Raw genomic sequence first — 22900 nt, 5'->3', positions numbered from 1 at the left:
GTGGGCTGAAAGGCTTATTGCTGCCTCCAGTAACCTATGTTATCTTTAACCTATGTTAGGAGATTTATGTCCATCAAACACGCGATTCTGGGCCTTCTGAGCTGGAAGCCCGCCACCGGATACGACCTCAAAAAGCACTTTGAGGGATCTCCAGAGATGCACTGGTCTGGCAACAACAACCAGATTTACAAGGCCCTGGTGCAACTTTCAGATGAAGGTCTGGTCACCAACGAAACCCAGCATCAGGACGGTGCCCCCACCAAGAAGCTTTACAGCCTGACCGAAACCGGACTGCAGGAATTGCGCCAGTTCGTGCTGACCAGACCCGAACTTCCAGAATTCAGGAAGCCCTTTCTGGTGCAACTGGCCTGGGCAGACCAGCTTTCCGACGAAGACCTCTCTGACCTGATCACCCGCTACGAAGACGAACTGGAAATGGGCCTGCGCATGTTGCAGGAAAGCCACAAACGAAACCCACCCGCCCCACAGCGCACCACCAGAGAAAAGCTGCTCTGGAAGATGATGCAGGACAGCCTGATCACCTCTTATCACAGCGAACTGGACTGGGTGATGCGCCTGCGCAAAGAACTGGACCTCTTGCCGTCCTCTGCCAAAGGAAAACCCAACATGAACCATCAGGTGATTCACCACAACAACAAAACCTACATCGAAGTGTTTTCAGCCAGCGCTCCCCTCAAGTCAGAGCAGGACACCCTGGATCTGGTGGCCCTGAGCTGGCAGGAGCAAACCCCCCTGCTGATGCTGCACGAGCAGGTCCTCTCAGAAGAGTTCTTCCAGCTGCGCACCGGGGTGGCCGGAGCCATGCTGCAGAAAATCACCAATTACCATCTGAAAACCGCCCTGATCGTGCCAGACTGGCAGCAAAAGCAACTGCGCTTCCGGGAAATGGCTGCAGAATCCAACCAGGGACAGGTGTTCAGGGTGTTCGAGAACAGGGAGGATGCGGAGAGCTGGCTGGTGGGGTGAACCTTTCTGATAAGGATTGACTTATCACCTTGATAAGAGTAATCTTATCGCATGACCATTCGCCATTACCTTGCCCGGCACCCGCAACAGCGGAAAGGCCACCCGCTGCTCATCGAAGATTTGCTCAAGATGGCAGAGGCAAGCAAACACGAAGCGGTCAGTGCCTGCCTGGCCATGTGTGAGGATCTGTACCTCAACGGTTCCAGAAGCCGGTACATTCGCCCGATTCAGGGTTCTCCCCTTTATGAACTGCGCACCCAGGCCAGAGACCAGAAAGCCTGCGCCAGGGTGTACTTCTACTGGAGAAACCCCGAAGAGGTGGTGCTGGTCCATGCAGAAACCACCGACCATGACCGGGTCAGCATGAAGCTGCTGAACGGCTGTGCTGCAGTGCGTTCAGCAGATTTGCAGGGCAGAAATGTTCTGGACAGGGCTGTTGCAACATGAGCGCAGAGGACATCCTGAAGCGCCTCAAGGACATTGCAGACCTGGACGAAAACCCCAGCGACGAACTGATGTCCCTCTTTGCCCTGGCCCAGCCTTCCGATTTTCCCAAGATGTCCCAGGTGCGCACCTGGACCCCTGCAGAACTGCGGGAGACCGTGCAGACCGAAATCACCCTGCGGGAAGCCGGAAAGCTCATCGAGAAAGCCCGTGAACTGCGCGGCATCTCCACCCGCGAACTCGCCAACAGGGTGGGTGTCTCCCAGCCCCGTGTGATGCAGATTCAGGCTTCAGGAGAAACCCTGGGCATCCAGACCCTGGTGAAGTTTGCCACGGCCCTGGGCTTCAGGGTGGTGATTGAACTCATTCCCGAAGAAGGTGGAGAACCCATCCGGGCCACCTGACCTTTTGCTCAAAGCTGACCTTCAACCCTCTGGTTCTGCCAGAGCAAGCCTTCTCGTGTGCATTCAACGTCGTTCCTGTGTTGATTCAAAATGCACTTTCCTCAGGAGAAACCCCATGACCACTGCTTTGCTCACCATCGACACCATTGTGAAGTACCTCAAAGAAAAAGAAGTCCACCTGGAAATGCAGGACAACAATGGCCAGCGCTTCATTCGCATGGGCTGGAAATTCGAGATGGGCGACGCTGCCGTTCTGGTCAGCCTTGCTGACACCGGTGACGACACCAGCCGCCTGGAAATCACCTGCGTGACCCAGAAAACCTACGAGCACCGCCAGAAGGAAGTGCTGCAACTGCTGAACTCCCGCAACCGTGAACGCGCCTTCAGCCGTTCCCTGGACAGCGACGGCAACGTGTGGCTGGAATACGTGGGCTTTTACCCCACCCTCAGCGAGTTTCCCCAGAGCACCTTCGACACCCTGTTCAGCGGCGTATTGATGCACTTCCAGGACGATTACGCCACCCTGGAACAGCACACCCTCAAGGGCTGATCCTGCTTCTGTCAGGTCAATCCAGCCTGAAGATCAATTCTCTGGTTTCTTGATCTCTGGCCTCTGAAAATCCCAGGTCTTCACCGACCACCTGAAACCCGCATTTTTCCAGCACCCGCCTGGAACCCACATTGTCAAAAGCAGCACGTGCAAAAAGAGGTCGCACGTGCTGCTTTTGCAGGTACAGGTGCAAGGCCAGTGTTGCCAGATTTTTTCCCCAGTGGGTACGGTCCAGCCAGTATGTGATTTCCCTTTCGCCCTCCATCAAAAAAGACCCCAGTTGCCCGACCACCAGACCGTCATGCTCGATGGTCTGAATTTCATTTTCCGGGTTGTTCAAAATGCGCTGCCAGTGCTGGTCAAAGGCCGTCCGGTTTTCAGGATCTGGACGGGTGAAAGCGGCCATTTGGCGGGCTTCAGGGTCTTTCTGGTGCTCGAAAAACACCTCCAGATCTGCTGAAGTGACATCACGCAACAGGAGTTTAGGGGTTTCCTGTTCGGTCATCGGTAAGCCCTGAGGGGCCAGAGTTTGAAATGCCGAATCTGGGCTGAACCAGATTGTGCCAACCCGCTGATTTTCAGGTCATGGGACGATGGATAAACCAGATCCGAGATCACGGTTTTGCCACCTTCTGCAAAGACCTCGATGGAAGACCAGTCCAGAAAAATGCGCAGGTTCAGGGTTTCTTTGGTTGCGTTTAAAACTGCTGTATGAGCACCATTGAATCCTGCTGCTTCGGTTTTGCTGTTGCGTTGCAGAAGCAGTTCAGAGGTGTCTTTTTGCCAGATCAGGGTCACTTCTTCCTGACCTCCAAAAACAAATTTCAGGCCGGTTTCTGCAGCATCCAGCATTTCCAGTTCCAGCTCGATTTCCAATGTGGTTTGCTGGGTCTGGTGAAGCAGGGTGGCCTGTTCTGTCAGGGGAAGGGCAGACAGGACGGTGGGCTCACCCCTCAACACTTCCAGTTCAGGGATGGGGGTCTGAACCAGGGCCAGTCCTTCTGCATCCCGTTGCAAAGACAGCACCCTGGGAATGGACATGTGCCCGTTGAAGACCTCTCTGGGGATGTCTCTGGAGTACTCCCAGTTGTTCATCCAGGCCAGCCAGATTCTGCGCCCCTCCAGGTTGGAGAAACTGAGGGCAGCGTAGAAGTCCTTGCCATGGTCCACCCATCTGGCCTCCTGCTGCGCCTCAAATGTGGTGCCATCGAAATGACCCACCCAGTACTGGCATCCAGACCCGCCATGCGGTCCTCCTGGGTTGAGGTCCAGTTTCAGCACCCAGCGGGTGTCTCCCTCTGGTGTGGGCAGTTCAAAGAGCTCCGGAACCTCCCAGATGCCCCCGGTGTGGCCTGCAGGCCCAAAATGGCTGAGCAAAGTCCAGTTCTTCAGGTCAGAAGAGCCATAAAAAGCAGCTTTGTGATCGTCTGGAAGGGCCAGCACCATGATCCACTGCTGGCTTGCGTCGTGCCAGAACACTTTGGGGTCCCGGAAAGCGGTCATGCCCACGTCCAGCACCCGTTTGCCATATTTGGTCCAGGTGCGTCCTCTGTCCAATGAATACGCCAGATACTGGGACTGGTTGTATCCGACCCGCTGGTGTCCGGTGTATATGGCGACCAGGGGAGGGTTTTCTGCCCCAGAATCATCACTTCCAAAACCCGAAGTGTTCTGGTGGTCCACCACGGCACTTCCAGAGAAGATCATCACATCGCCATCGTCTTCAATGGCCACAGGAAGTTCCTCCCAGTGCACCATGTCTCTGGAAATGGCGTGTCCCCAGCTCATGTTCCCCCATTCATTCCCGAAAGGGTTGTACTGGTAAAAAATGTGGTATTCCCCCTGGTAAAAAAACAATCCGTTGGGGTCATTGATCCAGTTCCGGGCAGGAGAGTAATGAAATTGGGGTCGGAAAGGCTCTCGGAAAGAAGGATGCTGGGTCATGGGGGTCCTTTCGAGATCACATTTTCAAGATCAAAGGAGATCAAAACGGGAGAGGCTGTGGATCAAGCCTGAAGGAATGGTGGATGGGGTTGATGTGCCTTCATTTTAAAGGATTCCACTTCAGCAACAAAGCAGTGAACTTGATCCTTCAGCTGAGGCAGGAGGTGCATAAAACCCATTCCAGAACTGGACTTTGTTCTCCTTCTGGAACAGCGTTCATTTTTTACTGTTGCCCCTGCAGGATTGCATAAGATTTCAGCTAGACCTACTGCATTCCATCTTGCAAAGTCTGGAAAGAGGACCATTTTGCAACCCCATTCCCTTTTTTTGCTGGCCAGTTCCAGAAAAGACGGCAACTCAGAGCAACTGGCCCGTGCTGCTGCAGCACACCTTCCTGCAGGAGTAAAGCAGACCTGGCTGCATCTGGCAGACCATCCCCTCCCATCCTTTGAAGACCTCAGGCACAACGGCCAGAGCTATCCTGCGCCAGAAGGCCATGCCAAAGTGCTGCTGGACGCCACTTTAGAGGCCACGGATCTGGTGGTTGTGGCTCCCCTGTACTGGTACAGCCTGCCCACCCTCGCCAAACGCTACCTGGACGAATGGAGTGCCTGGCTGCGCCTCCCCGATGTCCATTTTCGGGACCGCATGACCGGGAAGAAACTGTACGCCATCACCACCCACACTGGAAAAAAAGAAGAGGTGGAGCCCCTCACCGAATCCCTCAGGCTTTCTGCGGAGTACATGAAGATGCAGTATCAGGGCGCATTGATCGGATGGGGGTCCAGACCGGGAGATGTGCAGAGGGACACTGCTGCACTTGAGCAGGCCCAGGCGTTTTTTCACAGACAGGGATAAAGTTTTCCAGCCACAGAACAGAAAAACCAGAGCGGGGAAATCCGGCTCTGGTTTTCTGGTTCAAAGTCAGTGTTTATGCTGACTGCTGATCGCTTTTAAAGCATCACCCGTCCCACCAGCAATGGCCGCACGCTGGGACCGTAAAAATCAGAGTTCTTGGAGTTGCTCCAGGTGTAACCCAGAATGCTCTTGTCGGTCTTGCTGGCATACAGGCGAAAGTAACCGCTGCCTGCACCGGGATAGGCGGTCTTGCTGGTGCTGTTGTAACGGGTGTCCTGGGTGCCGTGGTAAGCGCTGGAAGAATCAATCACCTTCACCAGGTACTCCTCGTAATTGCTGAGTTCGGAGGGGTTGGGCAGGGGATTGGTCTGGTCTGCGTTCTGGAACAGGGTGGGGGCTGCTGCAACCACCATCACGTGCCCGGTGGCGGTGGCATCAGGGTCCAGGTATTTCATGGCGATGACATCTCCGGCCTGCAGGTCGGTGGCCTTGCCCACCTTCAGGAAGTGGGTCTGGGCATCAATGGTGTTGAAGACATCTGCTGCAGTGGGACGGCTCTTGCCGAACCAGGTTTTCAGGTCTGCGTTGTAGGCCTTTTTCAGCAGTTCTCCAAAAAGCCCACTGCAATCGGTGTAGCTCTGGGTGACGCTTCCTGCCACATTGGCGTCATACCAGGTCACATTGGGTGTGCCGTGCACGTAATCGGTGTTGGCAGAGGTGATGCGGGTCAGCAGATCGCTGGCCCAGGTCAGGTGATCGGTTTTGACCACGGCCACCTGGGGCCGGATTTTCAGTTCTTCAGGCACCTGCACGCTGCAGGCACTGAGGGCGAAGATGGAAAGGACGGTCAGGGTGAACATTTTTGCATGCATGGTTTTCCTCCGAACAGCCCGATTTGTCCGTGCTGTCTTGGTTGTGTTCAGCTTGACAGCGAGACATCTACAAAATCTCTACACGTCTTTTGAAGGCTGTGTAGAGATTGCATCAGAGGGTTCACAGGGTTCTGGTTTTTCGGGAGCAGGTCTTGCTGGGATCACTCAGGGCGCAGCAATTCCAGGGTTCCAGTGCCCAGCTGTTCTCCACTCAGATTGGTGGCAGAGAATTCCCCGAAAAAGCGGTCAATGGGGTACCTCAGGTTTTCAGGGTGCTGCTCGAAGGTGCCGGTGGCATTGAAGGTGGTTTCATCGTCATCGTTCAGGACCAGTTGCAGGGTGCCAGTGTTGCGGTCTCCGCGAACATAACCCACGTAATCGTTGCCCATGAAGATGGTGCCTGCCAGGCCCCGGTCATCTTCATCCAGGGTCAAGGTGACTTCCATGGATTCACTGCCTGCCCTCAGGATGGCTTTCCAGTTGCCGCTGCCATCGGTGCGGATGGGTTTGATCTGGGGTTTGACCTCGGTTTTTGTGGCCTGGGCGTTCTGGCTAAGCGGCGCAGAATTGGAGGTGTTGCCTGTGTTGGCTGTGCCATTGGTGGGTGCAGAGGTTTCAGAGCGGTTGAAACGGGTCACGCCGTTTTCATTCCCCAGACTGAGGACGGTTTTTGCACTCCCCGGGTTCTCAAGGCTGAAGGTGACCGTGCTGGGTTTGGCGGTGTCGCGCTGCTCATAGCTGTTGGACGGACTGCAGGTGTACCCCTGAGACAGGCTCTTGCTGGGGGTGAAGGTGAGTTTTTCCCCGGACTCCACGACTTTCCCCTCCTCCTGCACAAAGACTTTGGAGGTGCAGGAAAAAGTGGTGATCACCAGCAGGCCCGTCTTTGTGTAACTGCCATCTGCATTCATTTTGAGCAGGGTGCTGGTGCCACTGGCATGGGTCCACAGCCCTGTGACGGAGTTGTAATACTCCATCGGAGAGATGGTGCCGCTGTACCATTCGCCTTGCAGTTGTGCAGAAAGTTTGCTCTGGGTGCTGTTTTGAGCCGTGTTCTGGGTTGTGTTCTGGACTGCAGGAGCACGGGTGTTGAAGTTGGAGGTGGTTTCTCCCGAGGTGAGTCTCAGGCTGCCTCCCTGCACGGTGTATTGCAGGGTGCGGTCTGCGGGGGTGCGGGTGCTCTCAATGCCTGCAAACACCATGCAACCGTTGTTGTGCTGGAAAGGGGTGGCTCCAGTTTTGCTTTTGCTGCTGGTGGGATGCAGCAGGATCTGGTTGCCTTTGACAGATGCGGTGCCTTTTTCCCAGACCAGATCGATGGTCTCACAGGCGATCAGCAGGCTGCCAAAGTATCCGGGAGTGGCCCCGGTGCGCAGTTCGGCCCGCTCATAGGTGCCGTCTTTGCGAATCAGCAGGCGGGAGGCTCCGGTGCTGGCTTTTCTGAAATCTGTGCTGGCAATGTCAAAGTACTCTGCTGGATAGGCTTCACCAGACAGCCATTCTGCAATGAGCGGTTCAGGGATGGGGTTTGCAGCCAGAGCAGGCCCCATCAGGCCACAGGAAACCAGGAGGGACAGGATTCGGATGGATGGTTTTTTTGAGGTTTTGAGGTGCTGAAACATGGATGAAATCTCCTTGCAAGGCCAGCAGAACGTATGAATGGTGCAGTGCTGCCCTGGATGTTTTCAGGATAAAAGGAAGGCCGTGATTGCAGCATGGTTGCCAGTTCTGGGGCTGTCTGATGGGGTCTTTGCTGCGAATGTGCCCTGCAACACAGCTTTCAGAATTCTGTTTGAACCAGGAACTTAGACTGACCTCACTGCTGCGCTGTGGTGTGGTCCTGGGGTGCTGCCTGTTGTTTTGAGGGGAAAGGAGGGGGAATGCTTTCCGTTCTGGATTCGCTGTTCATCAACATCTGCATGGTGATTGCGCTGGGCTACCTGCTCAGCCTGACCTACACCGACTGGCGGCCCGAGAAGCGCGTTTCTGTGCTGTTGTTTCGCACGGCATTTGCGTCCACTGGCTCCATTTTGCTGATGTACCACGGCATTGACACCCAGCACAGCCTGATTGACCTGCGTCTGGTGCCCCTGCTGCTGGTCACCCTCAGGTATGGCCTCAGTTATGGTCTGCTGGCCACCTTTCCCCTGCTGATGGTCCGTGCTGTGTTTTTTGCAGACCAGCCCATTCTGCCTGTCATGACCTCCATTGGCCTCAGCCTGATGACGGTGGCCCTGATCCGCCTGTCCTTCAAGACCGATGTGGTGCCTGCCCGTGCTTACCGGCAAGCCCCGTTGCTGGCTTTTCTGGTCAGTGGTCTGGGGGTTGCCGGAGCCACCCCGGCAGAACAAAACCTGTTCCTCTGGGCTTTTCCCTGGTATTACGTTGCCAACGTGCTGGGGTTCTGGGGGGCCGCCCGCATCGTGCGTTCCCGCATGAAGTACCTGCAGGCCACCGAGCACCTGCAGAAAGAATCCCTGATGGACCCCCTCACCGGACTCCTCAACCGCAGGCAGTTCGAGCTGGACAGACCCCTCTTTGAAGCTGGAGACGCTTTTCTGGTGCTGGACCTGGACCACTTCAAAAAGGTCAATGACACCTATGGTCACAGCATGGGAGATGAGGTGTTGAAGCAAAGCGCTGCCCTCCTGAAAAGTGCCACCCGCGCATATGACCGCATTTACCGCATGGGAGGTGAGGAGTTTCTGGTGGTCCTCAGAAACACCATGGGCAACCAGGCCGAAAGCATAGCCGAACGCATCCGCCTGACCATCGAAAGCCACCTGTATCCGGTGCCCCGGCAGGTTACGGTCAGTGGGGGTCTGGTGGTTCTGCATCCCCTCACCACCCTGCAGGCCGTGATGGAACTGGCCGATGAACTCCTCTATCACGCCAAAGCGCAGGGCCGCAACCAGATCCAGTCTGAAGGGGTGTGTCACAAGGGGCAGGTTCCGAAGGTGGAGGTATTGGTGCGGGAGGGTGGAGATTCGGAAGGCCGAGAGCCGAGGGCCGAGGGCCGAGGGCAGGTCTGAAAAGCCAAAGCCAACGCTTTTGGTTGACACCTGGTTTTGGATTGAGCACCTTACGCTCTGGGCTCTGGGCTCTGGGCTCTGGGCTCTGGGCTCTCGGCTTCTCCCCTCCAATTGCACCCATGACCCGCTTGGAATAAGCTAGAGGTACCTGACTTTTCGCCCTGAAAGACTGCTGGAATGCTGGATCTGGTTCTGGCAGTGGATTGGCCCTTTTTCCTGAGACCTTGTGGGTGTCTCTGGAGTGTCATGCATTTTTATTCTTCAAACTTTTTTGGACACAATGTCAAAAAGTTTTCAGAAATCCCAAAAGACAAAATATTGCACGGAAAAAATAAGATTTCAGATTCTGAAATTTGCTTGACAGTGTCTAAATCACAAACTTATAATGACTGCCATAGGTTAAGTCGGCTCCAGTGAGGGCACGAACCACTCCCAAAAAAACCAGATTCGCGGTCAGACCTGTTCCTGGAGGTGTCCAGTGCTTCCATTGGGGCAGGTCGGAGAGGTTGTGTTTGATGCATAAAGATCCATCTTCCGGCTTTCAGGAGTCTTATCCTTCCCTCACCCAGCATGAGGCGCTGACCGAAGCGAACCGCTGCCTGTACTGTTACGATGCACCCTGCATCCATGCCTGCCCCACCCACATCGACATTCCCACCTTCATCAAGAAAATTGCTTCTGGCAATTTGCGTGGGAGTGCCAGAACCATTCTGGAATCCAACTTTCTGGGGGGCACCTGTGGCCGGGTGTGTCCGGTGCAGGAGCTCTGCGAAGGGGCCTGCGTGCTGGGCAAGGACCACAAACCCATCGCCATTGGTCGGTTGCAGCGTTACGCTGTGGACCACGTGCAGGAGCGGGGCATCGAGGTGTTCCAGCCCGGTGCTTCCAATGGCATGAAAGTGGCCGTGATTGGATCAGGCCCAGCAGGGCTGTCCTGCAGTGCAGAACTGGCCAAACTCGGGTATGCTGTGACCCTTTTTGAGAAACGGGAACTGGCAGGCGGTCTGTCCACTTATGGCATCATCGTGCTGCGTGAACCCGTGGAAGTCTCCCTCAAAGAAGTGGAATCGGTGCAGAAGCTCGGGGTGCAGGTGCAGACCGGGCACAGCATTGATTCAAAAGAACAGTTCGATGCCCTGCTGGGTCAGTTTGATGCAGTGTTCCTGTCGGTGGGACTGGGGGCTGTGCCAGCCATGGGCATTCCCGGAGAGGAATACCTGCAGGACGGCCTGAAATTCATTGAGGACAGCAAAATCGATCTGGAGCACCTGCAGGTCGGAGACAACGTGGTGGTGATCGGGGCAGGGAACACCGCCATTGACGCCGCCACCATCGCCAGACGCGCCGGGGCAGACGTGACCATGGTCTACCGCCGCACCGAAAGCGAAATGACCGCCTACGAGCACGAGTACCACTTCGCCCTCAAAGAAGGCATCCAGTACAGCTTCCTCACCCAGCCTGTGCGGGTCATCACCGAAGATGCACGTGTGGTCGGTCTGGAATGCGTGAAAATGGAACTCACCGAACCCGACGCCTCTGGCCGTGCTGCCCCCAGGGCCGTTCCCGGTTCTGAATTCGTGATGCCCTGTGATCAGGTGATCAAGGCCATCGGACAGGAAAAACCTGCTCTGGCGGTGACGCTGGGCCTGGAGCTGGACAAAGGCTACATCAAAACCGATGATTCCCTGCAGACCAGCATCCCCAATGTTTACGCAGGCGGGGACTGCATCCGTGCAAAAGGCACCGCATCCACGGTGATGGCTGTGCAGGATGGGAAAATAGCAGCTGCCTCCATTCATGAGGCGCTGAGCATCAGAAAGGAAGTCGCCCATGGCTGACCTGAGCATCAACTTTGCAGGCATTCGTTCTCCGAATCCCTTCTGGCTGGCCTCTGCACCCCCAAGCAACTCCGGGTATCAGGTCAACAAAGCCTTTGAAGCAGGCTGGGGAGGGGCCGTCTGGAAAACCATCGGGGCACCCGTTCTGAACATCAGTAACCGCTATGGAGGGCTGAGCATTGGGGGCCAGCGTCTGATGGCCATCAACAACGTGGAACTCATTTCGGATCGCCCACTGGAAGTGAACCTGCGCGAAATTGCAGAGGTCAAACGCCTGTGGCCGGACCGTGCTGTGATTGTCTCTGCCATGGTGGAAGCCGATCCCAAAGCCTGGCAGGACATCATCATGAAAATCGAGGACACCGGAGCAGACGGCATCGAGCTGAACTACGGCTGTCCGCAGGGCATGAGTGAACGCGGGATGGGTGCTGCCGTGGGGCAGGTCCCGGAACTCTGCCAGCTGAACACCGCCTGGGTCACCAGCATGACCCGCCTGCCTGTGATTGTGAAACTCACCCCCAACATCACCCACATCATCGAGCCTGCACACGCAGCACTGGCCGGAGGAGCCCACGCCCTCAGCCTGATCAACACCATCAACAGTGTGATGAAAGTGGACCTGGACACCCTGCAGATCACCCCCAGCATCGGGGGCAGGGGCACCCACGGAGGTTACGCAGGTCCAGCCGTCAAACCCATTGCCCTCAATCTGCTGACCGAACTGATGACTGATCCCAACGTGCTGCGCTCTGGGGTGCCCATTTCAGGCATCGGGGGCATCAGCAACTGGCGGGACGCTGCAGAATTCCTGCTGCTGGGAGCCACCAGCCTGCAGGTCTGCACCGCCGTGATGCACTACGGTTTCCGCATCGTGGAAGACATGATCGAGGGCCTGTCCAACTGGATGGACGAAAAGGGCTTCGCCACCATCTACGACGTGGCTGGACAGAGCCTGCCCCAGGTCTCCAAATTCAACGATCTGGACCTTGCCTATCAGGCTGTGGCACGCATCGACACCGACAAATGCATTCAGTGCAACCTCTGCTATGTGGCCTGCAACGACACTGCCCACCAGTGCATCGACCTGATTGCACCCGATGGAGCCGTTGTTGCCCCCGGTTACGACCCCCGCGTGAACGGCAAACAGGTGGCCGTCACCCGCCCCACCCCCAAAGTCCGGGAAGAAGACTGCGTTGGATGTGCCCTCTGCTACAACGTCTGCCCCGTGGACAACTGCATCGAAATGGTCAGTGTCCCATCAGGCCGGGAATCCGTGACCTGGGGCGAACTGACCACTGCCAAACCCGAAGTTGGAACCGAATGGGCCGTGATGGAGGAGTACCGCAAGGATGTGGGGATTGACATTCATTAGCGCTGCGCGCGCCGAGGGCTGAGGGCCGAGCGCCGAGGGCGAAAAGCAGAAGGCAGAAGGCAGAAGGCAGAAGGCAGAAGGCAGAAGGCAGATGTAGGGGCGAGGCGGGCTGAGGGACCAGTAGGCGGTCCCTCGTACAGCACAAGACAGCGTGCCTCGCCCTTCCCCAGGAACCTCAGGATCACCCGGGACATTCTGGTTAAGATGGAATCGTTCACAGGACAGAGAGGTCAAGTGCTGGATTTTTCAGGTGAGATGGGAAGCAAAGTCATCAGTTTCGAATGAAAGGATGTTCGTGCCATGCCACTGCTGATCAAGAACGGCGAAATCATCACCGCAGACACCCGCTATCAGGCTGACATCCTGATTCAGGACGAGACCATCACCCAGATTGGTCTGGACCTGGAGATGGACGACGAGGATCTGGAGGTCATTGATGCCACCGGGAAATACATTTTTCCGGGGTTCATTGATCCCCATGTGCACATCTACCTGCCTTTCATGGGCACTTTTGCCAGGGACACCCACACCACCGGAAGTCAGGCGGCCCTCATCGGCGGGACCACCACTTTCATCGAGATGTGCTGCCCGAACCGCAACGATGACCATCTGGAGGCTTACAACCTGTGGAAATCCCGTGCAGAGGGGCACAGTGCCTGTGATTTCACCTTCCACATGGGCATCTCCAAATTCGATGACACCATAGAGCAGCAACTGAAGGAGATTGTCGAAGACGGAATCAGCTCTTTCAAGGTGTTCCTGTCCTACAAGAACTTTTTCGGGGTGGAGGATGGCGAGCTGTATCAGGTCCTGACCCTGGCGAAGAAACTGGGTGTGATCGTCACCGCCCACTGTGAGAATGCAGAACTGGTGTCCCAATTGCAGCAGAAACTGCTCTCTGAAGGAAAAACCGGCCCCGAGTACCACGAGAAAAGCCGTCCGGTGCAGGTGGAGGCTGAAGGCACCAACCGTTTTGCCACTTTTGTGGAGATGACGGGGGCCACAGGTTACATCGTGCACCTGTCCTGCGAGGCCGCTCTGAATCGGGCAATGGCAGCCAAATCCAAAGGGGTGCCCCTCTACATCGAGTCGGTGATCCCGCACTTCCTGCTGGACAAGACTTTTGCAGAGAGGGCTGATTTCGAGGGTGCAAAATACGTGATGTCTCCACCCCTGCGTGAAAAGAGCAACCAGAAAGCCCTGTGGGCAGCTCTGGAGCAGGGTTTCATCGATACGGTGGGCACCGACCACTGTCCTTTTGACATCGAGCAAAAAGACATGGGCAGGGGAGACTTCACCAAGATTCCCAACGGCATTCCGGCCATCGAGGACCGGGTGAACCTGCTGTACACCTACGGGGTGAGCCGGGGCAACCTGGACATCCACCGTTTTGTGGACGCAGCCAGTACCAGGGCCGCCAAACTCTTCGGGCTGTTCCCCAGAAAGGGCACCATTGCTGTGGGCAGCGACGCCGATCTGGTGATTTACGACCCCCAGTACCGGGGCACCATCAGCGTGAAAACCCAGACCGTGAACAACAATTACAACGGCTTTGAAGGCTGGGAGATTGACGGCAAACCCGAAACCGTGACGGTTCGGGGCCAGATTGCAGTGAAAGACGGCAAGTTCGTGGGAGACCCTGCAAGGGGGCAATTCCTGAAGCGCAAACCCTCTCATTTCTGAGGCAGGTAAAACGTGACCGCAAGCAACCCAACAAACCACCCCTCTGCTCCGCTGGTCAGTGTGCGGGATGTGACCATGGTCTTTCGCACCCAGGACACCGAGACCATTGCTTTGCAGGGAGCCAACCTGGACATCCAGCCTGGTGAGTTCATCAGCCTGATCGGGCCTTCCGGGTGTGGCAAGACCACCTTGCTCAGGATCCTGGCAGATCTGCAGAGCCCCACCTCCGGAAACATCTCCATCAAAGGCATGACCCCCACCAAAGCCAGAGAATCGCGGGCTTATGGGTATGTTTTTCAGGCTCCGGCCCTGATGGACTGGCGCAGCGTGCTCAAGAACGTGATGCTTCCTTTGGAGGTGATGGGCTTCTCCAGAGAAAACCGGCTGGAAAAAGCCCGTGAGATGCTGAAACTGGTGGGCCTGGAGAAATTCGAGAAGAATTATCCGTTTCAGCTTTCTGGGGGGATGCAGCAGCGCGTGAGCATTGCCCGTGCGCTGGCTTTTGATCCTCCGCTCCTCTTCATGGATGAACCTTTCGGTGCCCTGGACGAGATCACCAGAGAGAACCTCAACATGGAACTGCTGCGGCTCTGGCGGGAAACCGGCAAGACCGTGATTTTCGTGACCCACAGCATCAGCGAGGCGGTGTTCCTGTCCACCCGCGTGGTGGTCATGACCGCCCGGCCCGGCAAAATTGAGGGCATTGTGAATGTGGATTTGCCCCAGCCCAGAACCGCCGAATCCAGAGAGCACCCCAGGTTTTTTGAAGTCGCCACGGAGATCCGGGAACTTTTGAGAAAAGGCCACGCATGAGCACCCCCCTGCAGAGATTTTTTCCTCTGCTGCTGGTGGCGTTGATCATTGTGCTGTTGTATTACCCTCTGATGGTCTGGGCCAATACTCCCGTGGCCCAGCGTTCTCTGGACACAGGCGCAGACATCGGGTGCAAGACCGTATCAGAGTGCGTATATGTGCTCAGAAATCCGGTGATTCCTGCTCCGGCCCAACTGGGAGAGGGCATCAAGAGCCTGACCATTCCCCCTCTGGCCCCCACAGCGGCCCCTTACAATGCTCTGGTCACGCTTGGGGAGGCCATTGTGGGATTGGCCCTGGCTTCTGCTGTGGGCCTCTTGCTGGCGATCCTGCTGGTTTTAAGTGGCAGTTTTGAACGGGCAGTTTTGCCCTGGCTGGTCGCTTCCCAGACCATCCCAATCATTGCCATTGCCCCCATGCTGGCCGTGATTCTGGGGCAGTACGGGGTGCAGGGCTGGTTCCCCAAAGCCCTGATCGCCGCCTATATTGCCTTTTTTCCCATTGTGGTGGGGGTCAGCAAGGGCCTGAAAAGCCCGGACCCCCTGCAACTGGACCTGATGAAAACCTACAATGCCTCCCCGGTGCAGGTGTTCACTTTGCTGAGGTTTCCAGCCTCGGTGCCTTTTCTGTTCACGGCTTTGAAAGTGGCGTCCACAGCAGCCATGGTGGGCAGCATCGTGGCCGAAATCAGCACCATCAGCTTCTCTGGCATTGGCAAGATGCTGGCCGAGAATTCCCGTGCCAGTGACACCATCGCCCTGTGGGTGATCATGTTTTATGGAGCGTTGCTGGGCATCGTGCTGGTGGCCCTGATCAACGTGCTGGAAAGGATGGTCGCGCCATGGCGAGCCACGCGGTCATGAAGGAAAACCGTCCTGCATCAAGCCGCACCTGGGTTGCCTGGGTTGTGGTGCTGCTGGCGCATGCGGTGCTGTTCTGGGTGTCTTACAGCCTGAGTCAGCAAAACGGAGTGCCCCAGAAACCCCTCCTGCTGGCCCTGATCTGGGTGTGTCTGGTGGCAGGCCTTGCTGGTGTGGGTTTTGTTGCGAGGCTCAGGAAGGATTTCCTTCCTGCTGCACTGCTGTTTACTGTGACCGTGCTGTTTGTGGAGGCGCTGCTCAGGGTCAATCAGGTTCCAGCCGGACTGATCCCCACGCCGGGCCGGGTGATGGTCGCCCTGTACAATGCCCGCGAAGTCCTGATGCTCGATGTCTTTTACACCTTCGTTCTTGAGGCCTTGATCGGTTTTGTGGCTGGCGTGGTGATCGGGGTGCTGTCTTCCACGCTGGTGGCCCGCTTCAAGTTTCTGGAGCTGGGCGTGTTGCCTTACGCCAGCATTTTTTCCAGCATCCCCATTGTGGCCCTCGCTCCCGTCATGGTCAAAGCCATCGGACTGGAATGGCCCTCCAAGGCAGCAGTTGTTGCTGTGACCGTGATTTTCCCGATCATTGTCAATGTGGTGCGGGGTCTGCAAAGCGCCAGCCCACTGCACCTCGACCTGATGCACTCTTACGCCGCAAGCCCCATGCGGGTCTTTTTTGACGTGCGGGTGCCCACGGCCCTGCCTTACTTCTTCAACGCCCTCAAGATCTCCACCACACTTTCCCTGATCAGCGCCATTGTGGCCGAATTCTTCGGAACCACGGGCAATGGGCTGGGTTTCCGCATTCAGATTGAAGCCGGACGCTTCAATTTCGACATCGTGTGGGCTGCCATTGTGGTAGCCTCAGTCATCGGCATTCTGTTCTTTTCCCTCATCGGTGCCCTGGAGAAGAAATTCACCGGCTGGCACGCCAGTTACCGCAGTTGAGCCCCACGGAGTTTTACGGTTTCCCTGTTGCATTTTCCCCAGTTGTACAGACCCGCACCACCCAGGAGGAAGTATGAAGAAACTCGTATTGATTGGACTTCTGCTCGGAGGCGCTGCCAGCGCAAAAGACCTCGTGCCCGTCAAACTGCAGCTCAAATGGTTCCCCCAGGCCCAGTTCGCAGGTTTTTTTGTGGCCAAGGAAAAAGGCTATTTTGAAGCCGAGGGGCTGGACGTGCAATTCCTGCCCATCGGAGACCAGAGCCCCATCCAGACCGTGGTGACCGGAACCTCAGACTTTGGGACCACCTGGATCACCGACCTTTTGACTGCACGCCAGAACGGGCTTCCTGTGGTGCACATCGCCCAGATCTTCCAGAAGTCGGGCTTTACACTGGTGTCCCTCAAGAGCAGCGGCATCAACAAACCCGCAGACTTCAAGGGCAAACGCATCGGGGTGTGGCCCAGCGGAAACGAATATCCCGCCGTGGCCCTGCTGAAAAAATACAAGATGAGCAGCAGCCTGGATTCCAGCGTGGCCCGTCCAGACGTGCAGGCCGTCACTTACCCCTTTGACCCCAGCATCGTGTTCCCCGACAAGGTGGACCTGGTGTCTGCCATGACCTACAACGAAGTGGACCAGATTGTGGGCCTCGGGTACAGCATGGACAAAATCAAGGTGTTCAAGGCCAGCGATTACGGCATCAATCTGCTGGAAGACCTGATGTTCACCAGCGAAAAAGTCCTGAACGACAAGAACTTCAAAAACAGCGGCATGAGCGGCAAAGAAATTGCTGCCAAACTGGTCCGGGCTTCCCTCAAAGGCTGGGATTACGCCGTCAAAAACCAGAAAGAAGCTGTCAGCATCGTGCTGCCCCTCTGTGGCAACACCTGCAAAGGCTCCGGCACCCGCGCAGATGCCCGTGCCCACCAGACCTGGCAGATGTCCGAAGTGGCCAAACTCTACAACGCTGGCGCAACCCTCAAAGGGAACGCCGGGCTGCTGGACCCCAAAGCCTACGCCAGCAACGTCAAACTGCTGCGTGACCTGGGCATCCTGAAATCCGCTCCAGCCGCAGCCACTGTGGATTACAGCGTCTGGGAAGCAGCCACTGGCAAGAAGGCGAAGTAAGTTCATCCTTTCGGGCGAGGCATGCCTCGCCCCTACGTTGAATTCAAAATGTGTAGGGGCGAGGCATGCCTCGCCCTTCCAGAAAGGTGAGGCCATGCTGACCCCAACCCGAACCGTAGAAGAACTCAAAGCCCTGCGTGAACTGACCGGGGATGAAAACGGTGCCCAGCGGGTGGCTTTCACCGAGAAGTGGCTGATGGCACGGGCCTTTTTAAAGGACAAACTGGATGCTCTGGGCATTCCTTATGAGACGGATGCTGCAGGCAACCTGTGGGCCACCTTGCAAGGCAAAAGCGACACCACCCTGGTGATCGGAGGACATCTGGATTCGGTGCCCAATGGGGGCTGGCTGGATGGCTGCCTGAATGTGCTGGCCGGTCTGGAAGTCATGAGGGACATACAGAGCCGGGGAACCCCGGACATCACCCTCAAACTGGTGGACTGGGCAGATGAAGAAGGGGCACGGTTTGGCCGCAGCCTGTACGGCTCAAGTGCCTTTTCCGGGTATTTTGACCTCGAGAACATGCGTAAACTCCGGGACCGGGATGGCATTTCACTGGAAGATGCCCTGAAGAACGTTGGGATTTCCCTTTCTGATGCCCCGAAAGCCAAAGAGGGCCAGAACAACATTGCTGCTTATCTGGAACTCCACATCGAGCAGGGTCCTGTGCTGGAAGGCATGCAGCTTCCTCTGGGAGCCGTGCTGGGAACGGTGGGTGTGGAGCGTCACACCATCACGTTTAAAGGTCAGGCAGCCCACTCGGGTTCCACCCCCATGAACGTGCGCAAAGATGCCTTTCTGGCTGCAGGAAAAATGAGCCAGGAAATCTACGGGATTGCAGCCCGTCACAACGGGGTGTGCACCATCGGAAGCTGCACCACCAAACCCGGCATTGTCACCTCGGTGGTGGAGGAATGCACCATCACCCTGGACCAGCGTCACCTGGACGAAAACCATCTGGCGGCCATGTGGCAGGAAGCCCAGGACGCTGCAAAACGCTTTGCTGAAGAAGGAAATGTGGGTGTGGAATTCGGGTATTTGTGGGACATCGAACCCATTCCCTTTCATCCTGATCTGATTGAGGCCTGCGCCCAGAGCATTGAGGAAACGGCTGGTGTGGTGCACCGTCTGCCTTCTGGACCGCTTCATGATGCTGCAGAGGTGGCCAGAGCAGGAATACCCACGGTGATGCTGTTCGTGCAGAGCCTGAGGGGCATCAGCCACAACAAAATTGAGGACACCCTGGAAGAACACCTTGAGATGAGCGTGACGGCCCTGGGGAAACTGACCGACAAAGCCATGGGGTGGGTGCTGGAGAGAGAGAGGGCAGGGGGGATCTGATGCTCCCCACCCTGCAGGAAATCCTGAACCTTCCAGCGTTTCGCAAAGCAGAAGTGCTGTGTGGGTTCAGCCAGTTGTCTCAGGTGGTGACCTGGGTGCACGTCACAGAGATGCTGGATGCCCAGCGTTTTCTGTCGGGTGGAGAGCTTCTGCTGACCACTGGAGTGGAACTGGCCCGTGCAAAGCCCCAGGAACAGGCAAATTTCATCACTTCGCTGGCGCAGGGGGGAGCACATGGCCTGATCATCGAACTGGTGCAGTGGATGAAGGAAGTGCCGCCTGAAATCCTGTCTGCCGCCCGACTCTATGACTTTCCCCTGATGGTGTTCCGGGAGGAGGTACGCTATGCCGACCTCACCCGCGCAGCCCACCAGAGGATCCTGCAACCCCACACCGAACTGGCATTGGGAGGAAACCCCATCATTGAAGCGTTGGTGGAAACCGGCAGGCACACCCAGTTTCTGGCAGACCAGCTGGGACCGATCCTGAGCCTTCCCAGCCGTCCCAGAAGCTCACTTTTGAGCACTTTGCAAACCCTGCTGAACCACCAGTTCAACATTGCAGAAGCGGCCCGCATCCTGGGGGTCCGAAGGCAAACCATTTACTACCGTCTGGAACAACTCAGGGGCATGCTGGGTGATCTGGATTCTGCAAAACGCCAGCTTTATTTGCAGGTGGCCCTGGAAATCCTGGTGCTGGAACCCTCCAATTTTGACACTGTGTCTCTTGTGAGGCAGGAAAACAAAAAAATACTATAGGGGCAAGGAAATCCCATTCCCGTCGTGCTTCCAGATCCGCGTTGTGTGCTCTGGTGCATCCCGTTGTTTCAACAGCATTTTGAAGGTCTCAAACAAGACAGGCTTGGCCCTGGTTGCTCTCGGCCCTCGGCGCTCAGCCCTCGGCACGACAGGAGGCGTAAATGGACAGCAAAGAAGTCATCCAGCAGAACCGCGATTACACCCTGTTCTCCTGGTCGGTGCAGAGCCAGGCCAACCCCATCCACATTGCAGGAGGAAAAGGCGCATATTTCTTCGATGGGGACGGCAACCACTGGCTGGATTTCAGTTCGCAGCTGATCAACATCAATGTGGGGCACCAGCATCCCAAAGTGCTGGAAGCCATCAAGAAGCAGGTGGATGAACTGTGTTTCGCTGCACCTGCCTTTGCCAGCAAGCCCAGAGGGGAACTCGGGAAGCGCCTTGCAGAAGTGACGGGCCTTGCCAAGAGCTTCTTCACGCTCGGGGGCAGTGAAGCCAACGAGAACGCCATCAAGATCGCCCGCCTGTACACCGGACGGGACAAGATCATCACCCGGTACCGCAGTTACCACGGGGCCACCATGGGGTCCATGACGGCTTCGGGAGATCCCAGACGCTGGGCTGTGGAACCTGGAATCCCGGGTGTGGTGCGGGCTTTTGATCCTTACTGTTACCGCTGTCCTTTTGGCAAGCAGCCCGACTGGTGCCACCGGGAGTGCGTGAGCCACATCGAGGAGATCATCCAGATGGAAGGCCCCCACACCATTGCCGCCATTCTGGTGGAGGGCATCACAGGCAGCAACGGCCTGCTGGTTCCCCCGGACGATTACTACCCTAAACTGCGTGCCCTGTGCGACAAGTACGGCATCTTGCTCATCGACGATGAGGTGATGAGCGGGTTCGGACGCACCGGAACCTACCTGGCGACCCAGCATTACGGCATCCAGCCCGACATCGTGACCTGTGCCAAGGGCCTGACCTCCGGGTACATGCCTCTGGGGGCCGTGATCGTGTCTGAAAAAATCGCCCAGCACTTCGAGAACACCATGCTCTGGGGTGGCCTGACCTACTCCAGCCACCCGGTCAGTTGCGCTGCTGCCATTGCCAACCTGGATGTTTACGAGGAAGAACGCATTTTTGACAATGTGAACAGCCTCGGACACCACCTGGGCCAGCGCCTGGAAGCCATGAAAGCCAAATTCGATTGCGTTGGAGATGTGCGTTACATCGGGCTTTTCAGTGTGATCGAACTGGTCAGAAACAAGGAAACCAGGGAGCCTCTGGCCCCCTTCAACGGCAGCTCCCCAGAAATGCAGAAACTGGCCGCTTACCTGAAGAGCAAGTACATCTACGCTTTTGTGCGGTTCAACATGGTGTGGGTGTGCCCCCCTCTGGTGATCAGCCAGGAGGACCTGGACAAGGGTCTGGACGTGTACGAAGAAGCCCTGGCCCTGGTGGATGACCTGATCAAGGCACCTGCAGCAGATTGACTCCAAAACGAGGTAACCACAATGACCATTTCGCAGGACATCAAACGCATCAGCCACTGGGTCAACGGATCCATCACCCCCAGCACCAGCGGCAGGCACGGCAATGTGTTCAATCCAGCCACTGGAGAAGTGCAGGCCCATGTGGATTTTGCCAGCACCGAAGAACTCGACCATGTCATTGAAGTGGCAAAACAGGCCTTCAAGACCTGGAGGAACACCCCGCTTTCCAAACGGGCAGACATCCTGTTCAAATTCCGGGATCTGGTGGACCGCAACCGTCTGGAACTGGCCAGACTGCTGACTGCAGAGCACGGCAAGGTCACCAGCGACGCTTTGGGAGAGATTGCCAGAGGTCTGGAAAACGTGGAATTTGCCTGCGGCATCCCCAACCTCCTCAAAGGCAATTACAGTGAGCAGGCTTCCACAGGTGTGGACGTTTACTCGATTCCTCAGCCCCTGGGTGTGGTGGCTGGAATCACCCCTTTCAACTTTCCTGCGATGGTTCCGATGTGGATGTTTGCCAATGCCATCGGGTGTGGAAACACCTTCATCCTGAAACCCAGCGAGAAGGATCCCAGTGCCAGCCTTTTTATGGCTGACCTGCTCAAACAGGCTGGACTCCCTGATGGGGTGTTCAACGTGATCCATGGAGACAAACTGGCTGTGGACCACCTGCTGTCCCACAAGGACATTGCAGCGGTGAGTTTCGTGGGGTCCACCCCGATTGCCCAGTACGTCTATGAAACTGGAACGAAGCATGGGAAGCGGGTGCAGGCCCTGGGTGGAGCCAAGAACCACATGCTGGTGCTTCCCGATGCCGATGTGAACATGGCTGCAGATGCTGCAGTTTCTGCAGCTTATGGGTCTGCTGGAGAGCGCTGCATGGCCATTTCAGTGGTGGTGGCTGTGGGCGGGGTGGGCGATCAACTCATCGAGGCCATCTCCGAACGCCTCCCAAAACTCAAAGTCGGTCCCGGCAACGATCCCCAGAACGAAATGGGACCCCTGATCACCAGAGAACACCGCGACAAAGTGGCTTCTTACATTGCAGGGGCAGCAGATCAGGGCGCAACCCTGGTGGTGGATGGCCGCAAAACCGAGGTTCCAGGAAACGGTTTCTTCCTGGGGGTCAGCCTGATTGACCATGTGACTTCTGACATGGCCTGCTACAAAGACGAGATTTTCGGTCCGGTGCTCTGTGTGGTCCGTGCAGACACCTATGAAGAGGGTCTGGGCCTGATCAACGACAACCCTTATGGCAACGGAACAGCCATTTTCACCCGTGATGGTGGGGCTGCACGCAAATTCCAGTTTGAGTGCAACGCTGGCATGGTCGGTGTGAATGTGCCCATTCCTGTGCCTGTGGCCTATTACAGCTTTGGAGGATGGAAGGCCAGCCTGTTTGGTGACACCCACATGTACGGTCCAGATGGCATCAAGTTCTTCACCCGCACCAAGGTGGTGACCAGCCGCTGGCCCGATCCCAGCACGTCCAAAGTGGATCTGGGTTTTCCACAAACCCGTTGAGAAAAACCGGCACTTGGAAGACAGACCCTGCACAAAACACATCGAAC

At 56.6% G+C, this 22900-nt stretch carries 21 protein-coding genes; 17 read left to right on the top strand and 4 right to left on the bottom strand.

All coding sequences use genetic code 11. The features are described 5' to 3' along the window. Window positions 1-66: 66 nt before the first annotated feature. The 4 genes from IEY52_RS13525 (at window position 67) to IEY52_RS13510 (ending at window position 2385) form a co-directional block, all read left to right on the top strand. Entirely contained in the window at window positions 67-987 is a 921-nt protein-coding gene (locus IEY52_RS13525) for a PadR family transcriptional regulator (protein WP_189003227.1), read from the top strand. 51 nt (window positions 988-1038) lie between these two features. Then, window positions 1039-1434 (top strand): hypothetical protein, encoded by a 396-nt coding sequence (locus tag IEY52_RS13520; protein ID WP_189003226.1) that lies wholly within the window; start codon window positions 1039-1041, stop codon window positions 1432-1434. Further along, entirely contained in the window at window positions 1431-1835 is a 405-nt protein-coding gene (locus IEY52_RS13515; protein ID WP_189003225.1) for a helix-turn-helix domain-containing protein, read from the top strand. The genes IEY52_RS13520 and IEY52_RS13515 overlap by 4 nt, the downstream gene beginning before the upstream one ends. A 115-nt stretch (window positions 1836-1950) precedes the next feature. Next, window positions 1951-2385: a type III secretion system chaperone family protein gene (locus IEY52_RS13510; RefSeq protein ID WP_189003224.1), complete on the top strand. Its 435-nt coding sequence runs from the start codon at window positions 1951-1953 to the stop codon at window positions 2383-2385. Window positions 2386-2401: 16 nt separating this feature from the next. On the opposite strand, the gene IEY52_RS13505 is transcribed toward IEY52_RS13510, so the two are convergent. Next, entirely contained in the window at window positions 2402-2890 is a 489-nt protein-coding gene (locus IEY52_RS13505) for a GNAT family N-acetyltransferase (RefSeq protein ID WP_189003223.1), read from the bottom strand. Continuing rightward, entirely contained in the window at window positions 2887-4329 is a 1443-nt protein-coding gene (locus IEY52_RS13500; RefSeq protein ID WP_189003222.1) for a glycoside hydrolase family 32 protein, read from the bottom strand. The genes IEY52_RS13505 and IEY52_RS13500 overlap by 4 nt, the downstream gene beginning before the upstream one ends. A 306-nt stretch (window positions 4330-4635) precedes the next feature. On the opposite strand from IEY52_RS13500, the gene IEY52_RS13495 reads away from it, so the two are divergent. After that, window positions 4636-5187: a flavodoxin family protein gene (locus IEY52_RS13495; protein WP_189003221.1), complete on the top strand. Its 552-nt coding sequence runs from the start codon at window positions 4636-4638 to the stop codon at window positions 5185-5187. A gap of 95 nt (window positions 5188-5282) precedes the next feature. On the opposite strand, the gene IEY52_RS13490 is transcribed toward IEY52_RS13495, so the two are convergent. Both IEY52_RS13490 and IEY52_RS13485 read right to left on the bottom strand, forming a co-directional pair. Beyond that, complete coding sequence (locus tag IEY52_RS13490) at window positions 5283-6059, bottom strand: hypothetical protein (protein WP_189003220.1); 777 nt, start codon at window positions 6057-6059, stop codon at window positions 5283-5285. 161 nt (window positions 6060-6220) lie between these two features. Further along, a complete protein-coding gene (locus tag IEY52_RS13485; RefSeq protein WP_189003219.1) occupies window positions 6221-7681 on the bottom strand; it encodes a hypothetical protein in 1461 nt (486 codons plus the stop codon). Window positions 7682-7939: 258 nt separating this feature from the next. Here IEY52_RS13485 and IEY52_RS13480 point away from each other — a divergent pair, with 258 nt between their 5' ends. The 12 genes from IEY52_RS13480 to IEY52_RS13425 all read left to right on the top strand — a co-directional run bounded on the left by IEY52_RS13480 (window position 7940) and on the right by IEY52_RS13425 (window position 22853). Continuing rightward, window positions 7940-9091, top strand: coding sequence for a GGDEF domain-containing protein (locus IEY52_RS13480; protein ID WP_189003218.1), 1152 nt, complete (start codon window positions 7940-7942; stop codon window positions 9089-9091). Window positions 9092-9606: 515 nt separating this feature from the next. Continuing rightward, the gene (locus IEY52_RS13475) at window positions 9607-10929 is read left to right on the top strand and encodes an NAD(P)-dependent oxidoreductase (protein ID WP_189003217.1); all 1323 of its coding nucleotides are present in this window, start codon (window positions 9607-9609) and stop codon (window positions 10927-10929) included. Further along, window positions 10922-12301, top strand: coding sequence for an NAD-dependent dihydropyrimidine dehydrogenase subunit PreA (gene preA / locus IEY52_RS13470; protein WP_189003216.1), 1380 nt, complete (start codon window positions 10922-10924; stop codon window positions 12299-12301). The genes IEY52_RS13475 and preA overlap by 8 nt, the downstream gene beginning before the upstream one ends. A 300-nt stretch (window positions 12302-12601) precedes the next feature. Continuing rightward, a complete protein-coding gene (gene hydA, locus IEY52_RS13465; protein WP_189003215.1) occupies window positions 12602-13984 on the top strand; it encodes a dihydropyrimidinase in 1383 nt (460 codons plus the stop codon). Window positions 13985-13996: 12 nt separating this feature from the next. After that, window positions 13997-14797 carry an ABC transporter ATP-binding protein gene (locus tag IEY52_RS13460; protein ID WP_229684787.1) on the top strand — a complete coding sequence of 267 codons (801 nt, stop codon included), beginning with the start codon at window positions 13997-13999 and terminating at the stop codon, window positions 14795-14797. Further along, the gene (locus IEY52_RS13455) at window positions 14794-15660 is read left to right on the top strand and encodes an ABC transporter permease (protein ID WP_229684786.1); all 867 of its coding nucleotides are present in this window, start codon (window positions 14794-14796) and stop codon (window positions 15658-15660) included. Before IEY52_RS13460 ends, IEY52_RS13455 begins: the two co-directional genes overlap by 4 nt. Further along, window positions 15639-16607 (top strand): ABC transporter permease, encoded by a 969-nt coding sequence (locus tag IEY52_RS13450; protein ID WP_229684785.1) that lies wholly within the window; start codon window positions 15639-15641, stop codon window positions 16605-16607. The genes IEY52_RS13455 and IEY52_RS13450 overlap by 22 nt, the downstream gene beginning before the upstream one ends. Before the next feature lie 73 nt (window positions 16608-16680). Further along, window positions 16681-17736: an ABC transporter substrate-binding protein gene (locus tag IEY52_RS13445; protein WP_189003214.1), complete on the top strand. Its 1056-nt coding sequence runs from the start codon at window positions 16681-16683 to the stop codon at window positions 17734-17736. Window positions 17737-17830: 94 nt separating this feature from the next. Next, window positions 17831-19078, top strand: a complete 1248-nt coding sequence (locus IEY52_RS13440; RefSeq protein WP_189003213.1) for a M20 family metallo-hydrolase — start codon at window positions 17831-17833, stop codon at window positions 19076-19078. Further along, window positions 19078-19836, top strand: coding sequence for a PucR family transcriptional regulator (locus IEY52_RS13435; protein WP_229684784.1), 759 nt, complete (start codon window positions 19078-19080; stop codon window positions 19834-19836). Before IEY52_RS13440 ends, IEY52_RS13435 begins: the two co-directional genes overlap by 1 nt. 161 nt (window positions 19837-19997) lie before the next feature. After that, window positions 19998-21326: an aminotransferase class III-fold pyridoxal phosphate-dependent enzyme gene (locus IEY52_RS13430; RefSeq protein ID WP_189003212.1), complete on the top strand. Its 1329-nt coding sequence runs from the start codon at window positions 19998-20000 to the stop codon at window positions 21324-21326. Between the two features lie 21 nt (window positions 21327-21347). Next, window positions 21348-22853, top strand: a complete 1506-nt coding sequence (locus IEY52_RS13425; RefSeq protein WP_268239728.1) for a CoA-acylating methylmalonate-semialdehyde dehydrogenase — start codon at window positions 21348-21350, stop codon at window positions 22851-22853. Window positions 22854-22900: the final 47 nt, after the last annotated feature.

This window comes from Deinococcus roseus, from assembly GCF_014646895.1.
Classification (GTDB): Bacteria; Deinococcota; Deinococci; order Deinococcales; family Deinococcaceae; genus Deinococcus_C; species Deinococcus_C roseus.
The sequence above is the reverse complement of the archived record's forward strand: the minus strand, read 5'-3'. Positions and strand labels throughout refer to the sequence as shown.

Bases quoted from the DNA above. Each gene is read 5' to 3' on its own strand.
- IEY52_RS13480 (WP_189003218.1), top strand. From the start codon at position 7,940: ATGCTTTCCGTTCTGGATTCGCTGTTCATCAACATCTGCATGGTGATT.
- IEY52_RS13500 (WP_189003222.1), bottom strand. From the start codon at position 4,329: ATGACCCAGCATCCTTCTTTCCGAGAGCCTTTCCGACCCCAATTTCAT.
- IEY52_RS13505 (WP_189003223.1), bottom strand. From the start codon at position 2,890: ATGACCGAACAGGAAACCCCTAAACTCCTGTTGCGTGATGTCACTTCA.
- IEY52_RS13520 (WP_189003226.1), top strand. From the start codon at position 1,039: ATGACCATTCGCCATTACCTTGCCCGGCACCCGCAACAGCGGAAAGGC.
- IEY52_RS13450 (WP_229684785.1), top strand. From the start codon at position 15,639: ATGGCGAGCCACGCGGTCATGAAGGAAAACCGTCCTGCATCAAGCCGC.
- hydA (WP_189003215.1), top strand. From the start codon at position 12,602: ATGCCACTGCTGATCAAGAACGGCGAAATCATCACCGCAGACACCCGC.
- IEY52_RS13445 (WP_189003214.1), top strand. From the start codon at position 16,681: ATGAAGAAACTCGTATTGATTGGACTTCTGCTCGGAGGCGCTGCCAGC.
- IEY52_RS13525 (WP_189003227.1), top strand. From the start codon at position 67: ATGTCCATCAAACACGCGATTCTGGGCCTTCTGAGCTGGAAGCCCGCC.
- IEY52_RS13515 (WP_189003225.1), top strand. From the start codon at position 1,431: ATGAGCGCAGAGGACATCCTGAAGCGCCTCAAGGACATTGCAGACCTG.
- IEY52_RS13475 (WP_189003217.1), top strand. From the start codon at position 9,607: ATGCATAAAGATCCATCTTCCGGCTTTCAGGAGTCTTATCCTTCCCTC.
- preA (WP_189003216.1), top strand. From the start codon at position 10,922: ATGGCTGACCTGAGCATCAACTTTGCAGGCATTCGTTCTCCGAATCCC.
- IEY52_RS13435 (WP_229684784.1), top strand. From the start codon at position 19,078: ATGCTCCCCACCCTGCAGGAAATCCTGAACCTTCCAGCGTTTCGCAAA.
- IEY52_RS13455 (WP_229684786.1), top strand. From the start codon at position 14,794: ATGAGCACCCCCCTGCAGAGATTTTTTCCTCTGCTGCTGGTGGCGTTG.
- IEY52_RS13430 (WP_189003212.1), top strand. From the start codon at position 19,998: ATGGACAGCAAAGAAGTCATCCAGCAGAACCGCGATTACACCCTGTTC.
- IEY52_RS13490 (WP_189003220.1), bottom strand. From the start codon at position 6,059: ATGCATGCAAAAATGTTCACCCTGACCGTCCTTTCCATCTTCGCCCTC.
- IEY52_RS13425 (WP_268239728.1), top strand. From the start codon at position 21,348: ATGACCATTTCGCAGGACATCAAACGCATCAGCCACTGGGTCAACGGA.
- IEY52_RS13485 (WP_189003219.1), bottom strand. From the start codon at position 7,681: ATGTTTCAGCACCTCAAAACCTCAAAAAAACCATCCATCCGAATCCTG.
- IEY52_RS13440 (WP_189003213.1), top strand. From the start codon at position 17,831: ATGCTGACCCCAACCCGAACCGTAGAAGAACTCAAAGCCCTGCGTGAA.
- IEY52_RS13510 (WP_189003224.1), top strand. From the start codon at position 1,951: ATGACCACTGCTTTGCTCACCATCGACACCATTGTGAAGTACCTCAAA.